Origin of the sequence: Nocardia sp. NPDC058705 (genome assembly GCF_042749305.1) — a bacterium.
Classification (GTDB): domain Bacteria; phylum Actinomycetota; class Actinomycetes; order Mycobacteriales; family Mycobacteriaceae; genus Nocardia.
Window position 1 is genome coordinate 175,259 of record NZ_JBHYRN010000010.1, and the last position, 12,906, is coordinate 188,164.

The 12,906-nt window shown below is 67.3% G+C and carries 12 protein-coding genes; 6 read left to right on the top strand and 6 right to left on the bottom strand.

The annotated features are described in order from the left end of the window. Positions 1–56 precede the first annotated feature (56 nt). Positions 57–497 carry a Fur family transcriptional regulator gene (locus tag ACFW6D_RS15160; RefSeq protein ID WP_379328469.1) on the bottom strand — a complete coding sequence of 147 codons (441 nt, stop codon included), beginning with the start codon at positions 495–497 and terminating at the stop codon, positions 57–59. Between the two features lie 4 nt (positions 498–501). Then, positions 502–852, bottom strand: coding sequence for an ArsR/SmtB family transcription factor (locus ACFW6D_RS15165; RefSeq protein WP_379328471.1), 351 nt, complete (start codon positions 850–852; stop codon positions 502–504). A 189-nt stretch (positions 853–1,041) separates the two neighbouring features. On the opposite strand from ACFW6D_RS15165, the gene ACFW6D_RS15170 reads away from it, so the two are divergent. Both ACFW6D_RS15170 and ACFW6D_RS15175 read left to right on the top strand, forming a co-directional pair. Next, on the top strand, positions 1,042–2,442 hold the full coding sequence (locus ACFW6D_RS15170) for a glycine--tRNA ligase (RefSeq protein WP_378637754.1): 1,401 nt from the start codon (positions 1,042–1,044) through the stop codon (positions 2,440–2,442). Positions 2,443–2,648: 206 nt separating this feature from the next. Beyond that, positions 2,649–3,974, top strand: a complete 1,326-nt coding sequence (locus ACFW6D_RS15175) for an acyltransferase (RefSeq protein WP_379328473.1) — start codon at positions 2,649–2,651, stop codon at positions 3,972–3,974. Positions 3,975–4,202: 228 nt separating this feature from the next. Here ACFW6D_RS15175 and ACFW6D_RS15180 read toward each other — a convergent pair whose 3' ends face one another. Together ACFW6D_RS15180 and ACFW6D_RS15185 are read right to left on the bottom strand one after the other, a co-directional pair. Further along, entirely contained in the window at positions 4,203–5,021 is an 819-nt protein-coding gene (locus ACFW6D_RS15180) for a MerR family transcriptional regulator (protein ID WP_379328475.1), read from the bottom strand. A 126-nt stretch (positions 5,022–5,147) separates the two neighbouring features. Beyond that, positions 5,148–7,238 (bottom strand): TPM domain-containing protein, encoded by a 2,091-nt coding sequence (locus tag ACFW6D_RS15185; protein WP_379328477.1) that lies wholly within the window; start codon positions 7,236–7,238, stop codon positions 5,148–5,150. Between the two features lie 68 nt (positions 7,239–7,306). On the opposite strand from ACFW6D_RS15185, the gene ACFW6D_RS15190 reads away from it, so the two are divergent. Further along, complete coding sequence (locus ACFW6D_RS15190) at positions 7,307–7,984, top strand: MBL fold metallo-hydrolase (protein WP_379328479.1); 678 nt, start codon at positions 7,307–7,309, stop codon at positions 7,982–7,984. A gap of 1 nt (position 7,985) precedes the next feature. On the opposite strand, the gene ACFW6D_RS15195 is transcribed toward ACFW6D_RS15190, so the two are convergent. Then, positions 7,986–8,135, bottom strand: coding sequence for a hypothetical protein (locus ACFW6D_RS15195; RefSeq protein ID WP_379328481.1), 150 nt, complete (start codon positions 8,133–8,135; stop codon positions 7,986–7,988). A 282-nt stretch (positions 8,136–8,417) separates the two neighbouring features. Between ACFW6D_RS15195 and ACFW6D_RS15200 the strand changes: the two genes are divergently transcribed. The 3 genes from ACFW6D_RS15200 to dnaG are packed head-to-tail and all read left to right on the top strand — an operon-like array spanning position 8,418 to position 12,201. Next, positions 8,418–8,996, top strand: coding sequence for a YdcF family protein (locus tag ACFW6D_RS15200; protein ID WP_379328503.1), 579 nt, complete (start codon positions 8,418–8,420; stop codon positions 8,994–8,996). A 1-nt stretch (position 8,997) separates the two neighbouring features. Then, positions 8,998–10,251, top strand: a complete 1,254-nt coding sequence (locus ACFW6D_RS15205; RefSeq protein ID WP_379328483.1) for a deoxyguanosinetriphosphate triphosphohydrolase — start codon at positions 8,998–9,000, stop codon at positions 10,249–10,251. A gap of 24 nt (positions 10,252–10,275) precedes the next feature. Further along, positions 10,276–12,201, top strand: coding sequence for a DNA primase (dnaG, locus tag ACFW6D_RS15210; protein ID WP_379328485.1), 1,926 nt, complete (start codon positions 10,276–10,278; stop codon positions 12,199–12,201). Positions 12,202–12,458: 257 nt separating this feature from the next. Here dnaG and ACFW6D_RS15215 read toward each other — a convergent pair. Then, positions 12,459–12,906, bottom strand: a 448-nt coding sequence (locus ACFW6D_RS15215) for a tetratricopeptide repeat protein (RefSeq protein WP_379328487.1), incomplete at its 5' end; no start/stop codon positions are given.

Below are 12,906 nucleotides of genomic sequence, written 5' to 3' on the forward strand. Positions count from 1 at the left end.
CCTTCGTGAAGGTTGGACGGGGCACGCGTAGCGAAGGTTCCATCATGTGACTTGAGTCACACGGATGCGGCCTCGGATTCGGCTCGGTTGCGCACGCACTCGCGGCAGGTGCCGAAGATCTCGAGGGTGTGGCTGACCTCGGTGAAGCCGTGGTCGCTGGCGATGGCTTCCGCCCACGCCTCGACCGTCGGGCCCTCGACCTCGACGGTGCGCCCGCACTGGCGGCAGACCAGGTGGTGATGGTGGCCGCTCGAGCACTGGCGGTAGACGGACTCGCCGGTGTCGGTGCGCAGCACGTCGACCATGCTCGCGTCGGCGAGCGACTGCAGGGTGCGGTAGACGGTGGTCAGGCCGATGTTCTCGCCGCGTTTGCGCAGTTCGTCGTGCAGTTCCTGCGCCGAACGGAACTCGTCGATATCGCTGAGCAGCGCCGAGATGGCACTGCGCTGACGGGTGCTGCGAACACCCACCTGCTTCGCGGAGGCGTTGTCTGTCAACGGTTTACCCTTCCTCGGCATGGGCGACGGCATCGACCACGATATGCGCCAGATGATCGTCGACGAGTTCGTAGAGCACCTCGCGGCCCGAACGTTCGCCGTGCACGACGCCCGCCGATTTGAGAATGCGCAGGTGCTGGCTGACCAGCGGCTGGGTGACGCCGAGCGCGTCGACCAGCTCGTGCACGCAACGCGGCGACTCACGCAACTGCAGCACGATGGCGATGCGGACCGGCGCGGCCAGTGCCCGCAGCAGCTCGCCCGCGTCCTCGAGCACCGTGCGCGATGGCACGGCGGCGGGGGCGGGGGAGTGGTACGGGTTGTGCGGATGCGCGGGCGCGGCATCGGTGGTCATGAACCAACTCCTTAATGGAAACAGATTCCATTTTGATATGCATAATTGCGCATGTCAAATGACGCGCCGCGCGGAGACCTCGGCTGCTGCAAACCCACTGGACCCGTCCCGATACGCTGGACCCACTTACGTACGGTAGGCCGCGTCGAACACCGGTACGACCTACCGAACAATTCCGACTCGCAGTGGATGGAGAAATCTCGCGTGGCACCCAAGTCGAAGGTGGACACCGTTGCCAACCTCGCCAAGCGCCGGGGTCTGGTCTACCCGTGCGGTGAGATCTACGGAGGCACCAAATCGGCGTGGGACTACGGTCCACTCGGCGTCGAACTGAAGGACAACATCAAGCGGCAGTGGTGGCGGACCATGGTCACCAGCCGCGACGATGTCGTGGGCCTCGATTCCTCGGTGATCCTGCCGCGCCAGGTCTGGGAAGCGTCGGGCCACGTGGCCACCTTCTCCGATCCGCTGGTCGAGTCGCTGCACACGCACAAGCGTTACCGCGCAGACCATCTCATCGAGGCCTACGAGGCCAAGCACGGCCACCCGCCCGCCAACGGCCTGGCCGACATCAACGATCCCGACACCGGCCAGCCCGGCAAGTGGACCGAGCCGCGTAACTTCTCCGGCCTGCTCAAGACCTTCCTGGGCCCGGTCGATGACGAAGAAGGCATGCACTACCTGCGCCCGGAAACCGCGCAGGGCATTTTCGTCAACTTCAAGAACGTGCAGGAGACCGCGCGTAAGAAGCCGCCGTTCGGCATCGCCCAGATCGGCAAGAGCTTCCGCAACGAGATCACCCCCGGCAACTTCATCTTCCGCACGCGCGAGTTCGAGCAGATGGAGATGGAGTTCTTCGTCAAGCCCGGCGAGGACGTGGAGTGGCACAAGTACTGGATCGACACGCGTCTGTCCTGGTACACCGACCTCGGCATCGACCCGGAGAACCTGCGCCTGTTCGAGCACCCGAAGGAAAAGCTGTCGCACTACTCGGCGGGCACCACCGACATCGAGTACCGCTTCCGCTTCCAGGGCAGCGAGTGGGGCGAGCTGGAGGGCATCGCCAACCGCACCGACTACGACCTCAAGACGCACTCGGAGCACTCCAACGTCGACCTGAGCTACCGCGACCAGGCGTCGGGTGAGCGCTACACGCCGTACGTCATCGAGCCCGCGGCCGGTCTGACCCGTTCGCTGATGGCGTTCCTGGTCGACGCCTACACCGTCGACCAGGTGCCGACCGCGAAGGGCACCACCGAAGAGCGCATCAGCCTGCGTCTGGACCCGCGCCTGGCGCCGGTCAAGGCCGCGGTGCTGCCGCTCTCGCGCAACGCCGACCTGACCCCGAAGGCGAAGGATCTCGCCGCCCAGCTGCGTCGCAACTGGAACGTCGACTTCGACGACGCGGGTGCCATCGGCCGTCGCTACCGTCGTCAGGACGAGATCGGTACCCCGTTCTGCATCACGGTCGACTTCGACACCATCGACGACCACGCGGTGACGATCCGCGAGCGCGACTCGATGGCGCAGGAGCGCATCGCCCTGGACAAGGTCGAGTCCTACCTGGCAGCCCGCCTCATCGGCGCCTGATTTCCCAGCTGTAAGGAACCCGCATCGGCCACCCGATGCGGGTTCCTTCGCATACACGGTCTGGACGGTTGATCACCATGTAACCGTGCGAGCATCGGTCGAGTGGGCACCTGCGTGAGTGCATGTTGATCTTGATCGAGCTGCGTTGATCACACTGCGTAGCTGACGGTTTGCGTTGGGTGGGCGCTTGCCTCACGATTTTCGTTGTGCTGTGGGAAACCGATGATGTGGTGCGGGTGCTCGACCCGTCGGAACAACGATTCGTGCGGCATGCGACCTATACCGGACGTTCTGTCACGGTGCTCGGTGAACTCGACGCGGCTGCCCTCGGGGCGGCGTTCGCGGCCTTGCAGCGGGCGTTTCCGATTCTGGTGTGCCGGATCGTCGAGGACGATGACGGCAACGGGATCCTGTTGCGGCCCGGGCACATCGACGCTGTGGGCGCCTGGGTGAGTTTCGGTGATCCCGACGAGGTGCCGATCCCCGCCGAATCGGTGGACCCCGGCGATCAACTGGCCTATCTGGATGTGGTTCTCGCCGAAGAGGATCGGGCGCGGGTCACGTTGTTCGTGCACCACAGCGTGGCCGACGCGGGGCATTGCGTCGAGCTGTTCGCGCGGTTGTGGGAGTACTACACCGACTATGTCGAGACCGGTGCGATCGCGACCCGCGCGGACGTGTCGGCGAGGGAAACGACTGCGGCTCAGGAACAGACTCGACCGGGCACGGTCCCGGAGTACCCGGCGTCGCTGGAAGCGTTGCTGGCCCAGCGGGGGATCGAGCGTGGGGAACGGTCGGGGCTGGAGCTGGTGACCAGGCCGCTCGTGGTCGCCGAGCAAGCTCGCGCCGAGCGAACCGATCCGGCGCAGCCCACGCTAGCCCGGCCCGCGCGAGTTCAGCTCGATCCCGTCGCTACCGCCCGCGTGCTCGAGATCGCTCGCGCGCATGCGGTGAGCGTGAACGGGTTGGTCACCGCCGCGGTGTTGCGGGCCTACGCCGATCTCTCCGGCGCCGACCGCGTCTCGTGCGTGTATCCCGTCGACCTGCGCAGGCGCCTCGACCCGCCGGTAGCGGCGGATGCGGGCACCAACCTGTCCGGTCTGGCCGCCTTCGTCGCGGACGCCGCCGACACCGAGGACCTCGTCGTCCTCGCTCGCCGGATCGGCACCAGCCTGCACAACGACCTGGCCGACGGCGTGATCGAACAGTCCGTCCTGCACTTCCCGGACTTCTACGGGCCGAATCGAATTCACTCCACCGCGGGTCACATCGCGTTGACCAACACCGGAACCGTGCCCACCTTCCGCGCCCCCGCCGGCCTGATCCTCGACGACTACGAGATCGTCTACCTCTCCGCACACCCCCGCCCGTCGACGGGCGCGTCCGCGGCCGTCACCTTCCTCGTCTACACCTACCTCGGCAGGCTCACCATCGGCCGGTTGGGCGGCGGCGCGCTCGCCGGCGAACTACTGGACGCGGTTGCCGCGGAACTGTCCTGGGCGCCCGCGGACCGCGAAGCCGCGACCGCCTGAGTTCGCCGACCGAGGAACCGCGTAAGTCTGCTGTGTGGCGTCGGCTGACCGGCCACCGGGCCACCGCTCGACCACGGCGCTTCACGGTCCGCGGGCGACTGTCACGGACGTTGCCCGACCGTCGCGGACCGTGCCCGACCGTCGCGGACCGTCACCGACTGCGGGCGATTGTCACTGAGCGCGGGCGACTGTCACGGACCGTGCCCGCCTGTCACGGTCGCCGTAGCCTCAGCGCGGTGCGAGAGGTTCCTGCAGTTCGGTGACCCAGCCAGCGGGGTCGGGAGTCCATTCCAGGGTGACTTCGCGCACGGGCGCGCCGGTGCGATGCCCGTTGTCCTCCACCCAGCGACCCAGTGCCTGCCACGCCGCGCCGATCCCGCTCACATTTCCGTGATAGACGGTGGTCGCCACGTGCTCGAGCGCGGGCAGATCGACGATCGAGAAGTCCGGTGCCGCAGCGGGTTCCACGTTCACCGGTACGCAGGCGTGCACGCCGACCGTGCCGTCGTCGCGCAGGTCGTAATAGGCGATCGCCGGACCCGCGATCGCGATCCCGGCCTTCGCCAGCCGGTCCGACAGTTCGCTGAACAGCGGTCCGACCACTGGACTGATCGCCTGGGGCTCGAATCCCGAAGCCCAACTGGACGATTCGGCCACCCTGACCGCGGGCACCGACTTGATCACCACATCCTGATCGGGCATGACGCCCTCCTTCTCGATGATTCGGAGTCTCGCTTCCACCTCGGTCAACCGCGAACGGTCCGCCGCGATCCGCTGTTCCAACTCGGCTCGACGCAACGTGAGCATGCCGCGCAGTCCTGCCGCGTCCGGCCCTGGCTCGAGCATCCGGCCCACCTGTTCCAGCGTGAACCCGAGTTCTTTGAGCGCGACGAGCCGGTTGAGCCGCGCCAGCTGCGCGGCGGTATAGAACCGGTAGCCGGTGGCCGCGTCGACCCTGGCAGGCGGCAACAAACCCACCGCGTCGTAGTGACGCAGCATGCGCACCGACACCTGACCGTGTCTGGCGAAATCTCCGATACTGAACATGACGCCTTCCGGTGTACGGCCTCACACAGTGAGAGAGTCAAGCGCAACTGTCGTGTCACCGCATCGGTGCTGCTCACGGCCTGGCCGGTCTGCCGCGACAGCCGATGGCAGGCCCCGCGACCGGGATCAGAATCTGCCGCCTCGGCTGACTCGCCGCGATCCCGATGAACCGCCGTAGGACCCCGGCCGGTAGCCACCGCCATACCCTCCGCGCCGAGACCCTCCGCTCATCGCGCCGCGTAAGAGCCCGTCCAGGAGGATGCCGCCAAGCACCGCACCGGACTGCGAGCCGCCCGACATCGGCTGACGTGTCTCCCATGCCCGCACGCTGGCCTGCGCCTGCTGCATGGCCCGGCCGCCGAGATCGGCCGCGGTCTGTGCGCTGGCGAGTGCGCGTTCGGGGTCGCTGCCCGCGAGCCCGCGTGCTTCGGCGAGGTGGCGTTGCGCTTCCGAAAGCCGAGTGCGGGCCTCGGCGTCCACACCGCCGCGCCGGGTGGTGATGAACGACGACGCCGCATCGATTCGCGCGGCCGCGTCGGTGAGGGTGCGATCGAGCCGACGGCGCAGATCCTCCACGGCCAGTTTGCGATCCGAGGCCGCCGCGATCGCCCGGTCCAGTTCGGTGTCGGCGGTGACCGCGGTGTGGAACGTGCCGAGGGGATCGGTCTCGGCGTTCGGGTTGTTCAGGGCTGCGGTGGCGGACGCGACCGCTGCGGTGAGGTCGGCCCCGCCGAACTCGGTGAGGCTCTTGGCCGAGCTCAGATCGGCGCGCAGTTCGTCGAGGGCGGCGGGCAGACCGTCGCGCGCCTGCTGGATATTCGTCGCGGCTTGATCGACGGCATCGAGCAAGGTCCTGGCTTGACCGATCGCGCCCTCGGCCGCCCGGATCGCCGCGACCGCCCCGCCCTGTTGGCCAACGGGTTGGGTGAGTGCGGTGTGGGCGCTGTCGATGCTGGTCTGGGCGAAGGTGATTCGTTCCAGCGCCATCCGTACGTTGTCGTGGACCGGCGCGATGACCGAGGGCGGGTAGGTCGAATTGAGCCGGGCCAGTTCGGCTTCGGAGCCAGGCATGCGTGCGGTGAGCTCGATGATGTCGCGGGTGAGGGCGTCGAGCCGGGCGGGCGCATCGATGAGCAGATCACGCATCGCGTCGAAATCGGCGACCTGCGCGTCGAGTTCGCGATCGGCCTTGCCCGCGGTGGCGAGGAGTTCGATGAGCATCGCGCGCTGCTGGTCCGGGGTCTCCGGGACGGCGTCGTCGAGTTGCTGGCGAATCGTGAACGCCTTCGCGGTGGCGGCGCGGGCGGCGTCGAGCGCGGTACGGAACGGTGTAACCGCGGTATCGCCGAATTCGCTGGTGGCCAAGGTCAATTCCTCGGCGCTGGTTCGCACCGCGTCATCGATCTCGACCAGTCGCTCGCGGGAGAGCGCGTGCAAGGTCGGCAGCGAAAGTCGCGCCAGCGCAGCCGAATCGGTCGGGTCCATCTCGCGCGCGGTGGTCAGCTCGGCACGGTCCCGGTCACCACGTCGCTTGCGCGAGAACAACACCAGACCCCCGGCCACCACGATCACGGCCAGCGCGATAAGAATCAGCACACCCCACGGCACCCCACCACCGTGCATCGCCGAACCGAGACCCTCGGCCGTGTCGATCGCGGCCTTCGCCCATTTCTGGTCGCGCAGATCGGGTTCCACCGAACCCGCGAGCAACGAGTCCAGTTCGGAATCGCTCACACCCTCGGGCAGGGTGCCGTCGAGCCAGTACCCGCGGTCGTCGACGGCCACCGCAAGCAGCAGGTCACGCTCGCTGAAGCCGGAGAGGGCGGACGTGCGGTCGGCCCAATCTTGCGGTGCCATCGACGCGAAGTCGCGCACATAGATGACCCATAGTTTCACCTGATGCTCGCGATACAACGTGTCGGCCGCATCGAGCACCTGGCGCTCGTCGGCGGCACTCAACACACCCGCCGAGTCGACCACCTGCGGACCCATCCGCGACGGTGGCTCCGCAACAGCACTCGGCGCGCACAATACGACGAGCGCGGCGATCATCGCCGCGATCAGTGCCCGCTGACCACCACGACGGACAGCTCCGCCCGGTCGACGCGGGTGTTGCTCGGCGTGGGGTTGGTGGCCCCGCACACCGCTGTGCCGCGCGATACGCAGACGCACAGTCAACGCGCGGAGTTCGGCCGATCGCTTCCTCGACAGCGGCATGTGTCGAATCTAACCGTCGCGACCGACAAGAACACGACAGTGTGACGCGCGGCTTCTACGATCGGGGCATGGTCTCAGTCGATCGCCACTACACCGGCCACGTCACCGCGGGCGGCGACGCCGAGCAGCGCGACATCCCCGGCGCCCACATCGTGAAGATGTCCGTCGGCCCGATGGACAACAACACCTACCTGATCCAGAGCACCACCACCGGCGCCACCGTCCTGATCGACGCCGCCAACGACGCCGACCGCATCATCGAACTCACCGCCCTCGAAACCCCCGGCCAGGTCGAACAGATCATCACCACCCACCGCCACCCCGATCACTGGCAGGCACTGACCGCGGTAACCAAAACCCTCGACGCGCCCACCGCCGCGCACACCCTGGACGCCGACCACATCCCGGTCCGCCCCGACCGCCTCCTGGAAGACGGCGACACCATCGAACTCGGCGACCTCACCCTCCACGTCATCCACCTGCGCGGCCACACCCCCGGCTCGATCGCCCTCGCCCTCACCGACAACGAAGGCCACACCCACCTCTTCACCGGCGATTCCCTTTTCCCAGGTGGGGTGGGCAAAACGCACAGTCCCGCCGACTTCGACACCCTCCTCACCGACGTCACCACCAAACTCTTCGACCCCTACCCCGACGACACCGTCGTCTACCCGGGCCACGGCGACGACACCACCCTCGGCGCCGACCGCGCGAACCTGCCCGAGTGGCGTGCGCGCGGCTGGTAGGTCAGGGCTCGGCGAACGTTGCCCTGGCCCGGCGCAAGTCGACCTTGTCGCCGACCAGGGGAGTGCCCTCGGCCACGAGTAGCGCCCATGCGCCCCCTTCGTGGCAGGTGGCAGGTGTGTTGTCGGTGTAGGTGACCCGCCACGACGGCACATCGTCACCGAGCAGCTCATCGCCCCGTCCGCCATCTCGTCATCTTCGACGTAGGAACACGCGAGGGCGGTCCAGTCCAGTCGCCCCGACCGCACGTTCACCGGAACGGAATCCGGTGGTGACCGCTGACCACGCGACACGTCGGACCGACCTGGCAGACTGACGAAGGTGAAATCGGGTTACTCGCGAACGGCAGCGCCCGCCCCGGATGTCAGGCATCCGCGCGGGCTGGTGTCGACGGTCTCGGTGTGGTTCGTCCGGTTGGTCGTCGGTGCGGTGCTGATGGGGTTGGTCCTGGTCGCCGGGACGGCGTTCCGGGTGTGGCAGGTGGCGCGGATCGACGACTACACCCCCGCGAACGCGATCGTGGTGCTCGGCGCCGCGCAGTATTCGGGGACGCCGTCGTCGGTGTTCGAGGCGCGGCTGTATCAGGCGTGGCGGCTCTACGAAGCCGGGGTGGCGCCGATGGTGATCACCGTCGGCGGCAAGCAGGAAGGCGACCTCTATACCGAAGCCGCTTCGGGCAAACAGTATTTGGCGGACAAGGGCGTCCCGAGCGAGAACATCCTCGCGGTCGAGACCGGCTCCGACACCCTGCGCAGCATCGAGGCCGTCGCCGCGGCGATGGGGGAGCGCGACATGTCATCAGCCGTACTCGTGAGCGATCCGTGGCATTCACTGCGAACCAGAACGATGGCTCGAGACGCCGGCCTCCAGGCGTGGACCGCACCCACCCGCACCGGACCGGCCGTCTACACGAGGGAGTCACAATTCCACGGCATCGCCCGCGAAACCGGCGCGCTGCTCTGGTACCAGCTCACTCATTTCTCGGCGGATTTCCCTTATGAGGCGGGACAGTGAGATGACAGAGACCTACACCGCGCACGACCAGGAACGCATGGTCCACGAGCCCGGCAAGACCGCATGGCCGGGCGCTGCGGGCAAGGGCCATCGCAGTGAGTTCTCCCGCGACCGTGCCCGCGTGCTGCACTCCGCCGCACTCCGCCGCCTCGCCGACAAGACCCAGGTCATGGGCCCGCGCGAAGGCGACACCCCGCGCACCCGGCTGACTCATTCGCTCGAAGTGGCCCAGATCGGGCGCAGCATCGCCGACGGTGTCGGCGCCGACCCCGACCTCGTCGACCTGGCAGGCCTTGCCCACGACATCGGCCACCCGCCCTACGGCCACAACGGCGAACGCGCCCTCGACGAATTCGCCGACGCCTACGGCGGTTTCGAAGGCAATGCGCAGAACCTGCGCATCCTGACCCGCCTCGAACCCAAGATCCTCGCCCCCGACGGAGAGAGCTTCGGGCTCAACCTGACTCGCGCGGCTCTGGACGCCACCCTCAAATACCCGTGGGGCAGAAGCGGTTCCGGCACCAAGTTCGGCGCCTACGACGACGACCTCGAGCGCCTGGCCTGGGTGCGCAAAGACGCGCCCGACCGCAAACAGAGCCTGGAATGTCAGATCATGGACTGGTCCGACGACGTCGCCTATTCGGTGCACGACGTGGAGGACGGCGTGATCGTCGGCCGCCTCGACCTGCGTTCCCTGGCCGACCCCGCCGAACAGGCCGCCCTGGCCGAACAGGGGCACGGCCAACACCCCGACCAGTCGATCGACGCGCTCGCCGCCGCCGCGCAACGCCTGTCCGAACTCGACATCGTGCGCGACGCCGCCGACTACGACGGCAGCTTCACCGCCTCGGTGGCCCTGAAACGACTCACCAGCGAACTGGTCGGCCGCTTCGCCACCGCCGCCATCTCGGCCACCCACGAACGCTACGGCGAGGGCCCGCTGAGCCGCTACGAAGCCGATCTGATCGTGCCGCGGATCGTGGCCGCCGAGGTCGCCGTCCTCAAAACCATGGCGTTGCGCTACGTGCGCTCCGACCCCGGCCACCTCGCCCGGCAGCAGACCCAGCGCGAGCGCGTGCAGGCCGTCGCCGACCGCCTGCTCACGACCGCGCCCGCCCACCTCGACGATCAGATGCTGCCGTGGTTCAACGCCGCCACCACCGAGGCCGCCCGCGTGCGCGTGGTGATCGACCAGATCGCCTCCTACACCGAGAGCCGCTTCGAACGCGTCGCCGCCTCGCTGGACTGCCGCTGAGCAGACCCGACTAGACTCGCCTCCGTGGCCGGACGAATCCCAGATCGCGATATCGCGGCGATCCGTGAACGTGTCCGGATCGAAGATGTAGTCGGTGAGTACGTGGCGCTCAAGCGCGCGGGCGCCGACTCGATCAAAGGTCTGTGCCCGTTCCACGACGAGAAATCACCGTCGTTCCATGTGCGGCCCAACCATGGGCTTTTCCACTGCTTCGGCTGTGGCGAGGGCGGCGACGTCTACAAGTTCCTGCAGCAGATGGAACACATCGGGTTCGTCGAGGCCGTCGAGCAGATGGCCGACCGCATCGGCTACCAGATCAACTACGAGGGTGGCGGCACCTCGGTGCAGCGCGATCGCGGCACCCGCTCGCGCCTGGTCGCCGCCAATGCCGCCGCGCAGGAGTTCTACGCGGCGATGCTGCACGAACCCGAGGCCGAGACCGCGCGCAAGTACCTGACCGACCGCAACTTCGACAAGGCGGTCTGGCAGCAGTTCGGCTGCGGCTACGCGCCCGCGGGCTGGGACGGTCTCACAAAACACTTGCAGCGCTTGGGTTTCGAGTTCAAGGAGCTGGAAGCGGCCGGGTTGTCCAAGCAGGGCAAGCGCGGCCCGATCGACCGGTTCCATCGTCGCCTGCTGTGGCCGATCCGCAATCTCGGCGGTGAGGTGATCGGGTTCGGTGCGCGCAAGCTCTTCGACGACGACACCATGCCCGGCAAGTACGTGAACACCCCGGAAACGTTGCTGTACAAGAAGTCTCAGGTGCTGTTCGGTCTCGACCACGCCAAGCGCGACATCTCCAAGGGCCACCAGGCCGTGGTCGTCGAGGGCTACACCGACGTCATGGCCATGCACCTGGCCGGTGTGAAAACCGCAGTTGCCTCCTGTGGCACCGCTTTCGGCGAAGAGCACCTGCAGGTGCTGCGTCGCCTGCTGATGGACGACAACTTCTGGCGCGGCGAGATCATCTACACCTTCGATGGTGACGCGGCGGGGCAGGCTGCGGCGTTGAAGGCGTTCAGCGGCGATCAGCGACTGGCCGGCCAGACCTACATCGCGATCGCGCCCGACGGCCAGGACCCGTGCGAGCTGCGCCAGCACTCCGGTGACGGTGCTGTGCGTGATCTGGTGGCGCGACGAACTCCGCTGTACGAGTTCGTGATTCGCGGACTGCTCGCCGAGCACAATCTCGACGATGTCGAGGGGCGTGTCGAGGCATTGCGTCGCACGGTGCCCGTGGTGGCCCAGATCAAGGACAACGCCACCCGCAAGGGCTACGCCACCAAGCTGGCCGGCTGGGTCGGCTGGGACGACATCCAGCTCGTCGTGCGCCGAGTCGGTGAAGAGGCGAAGAAGAACCGGATGGGCGGCAACGCCACCCCCGCGTTGAAGCAGGGCGCCGCGGCGCTCCCCGCGCCACGCGTCGAGGAGAGTTCCTCGGTCCGCCCCGCCCCGAACGACCCGGTGCTCTACGCCCAACGCCAAACCCTCAGCGCTGCACTGCAATACCCCGGCATCGCGGGCGTCGCCTTCGACGCCATCGACGCCGCCGCCTTCACCCACCCCGCCTACGTGGCCGTGCGCCTGATGATCGCCCAGGCAGGCGGCACGGCAGCAGGCCTCAGCGGCGCCGAATGGGTCGCCGCCGTCGCCGACCACACCGACGACCTGATGATCCGCGCCCTGGTCTCCGAACTGGCCAACGAGCAACTCCCGGTCCGCTCCCAGAACGACACCCCCCGCTTCATCACCGCCATCCTCGCCCGCACCCAGGAAGCCTGGGTCGGCCGCCAGATAGCCGAGCTCAAATCCAAGCTGCAGCGCCTGTCCGCCAGCGAGGAACCCGACACCTACATGACGCTGTTCGGCGACCTGGTGGCCCTGGAGCAGTACCGCAAGAGCCTCGCAGCCCAGGCGATGGGCAACGAGGGCTACGCCGCCGGGGCTTGAGTCAGGTTTGGTGACTTCGGTAAGCGTGCGGGAGGAGTACGCGACGAACAGCCTCTCCTGCTGGATCCGATCCTAGTCGGCAAACAGCAACGGTGGCTCGTTGGCCGCTGATACCCCTACGGAGACCGCGCGTCACTGGCCCGCCCATGGATCCAGGAGAAGTCCTACCCGCCGAAGCCGCCGTCGCGTCCTCGACCAGATCCTCGAGACTCTGTCCTGTGGGGAATCAATCACTGTGCCAGCGATCCGCCTACGGTTCAGGCTTCAGTTTCGGCCGCTTTTCGAAACCATGTTTCAGCTTCACTCGCCTTGCCACGGCTGCGAAGCAAGTTTCCCAGGCCATACATCGCTTTCGTGTGGCCTGCTTCGGAAGCGCGCCGCAACCAACTCTCGGCCGCGCCAGTGTGGCCTCGATCGAGCAATAGGATCCCGAGGCTGTACATCGCGGGGAGGTAGCCTGTTTCGGCGGCTTTGCGGAACCAGGTTTCGGCTTCACCGGCTCGATCTTGCTCGTGAAGTAGGACTCCGAGGTTGCCCATCGCTGTGGTGTTGCCTGTTTCGGCGGCTTTGCGGTACCAGGTTTCGGCTTTGTCGAGGTCGCCACGATCATGGTGCAACACGCCGAGGTTGAGCATTGCTTTGGCGTGGTTGCCTTCGGCGGCTTTTCGGTACCAGGTCTCAGCGTCGCCGCTACGCTCACCATGT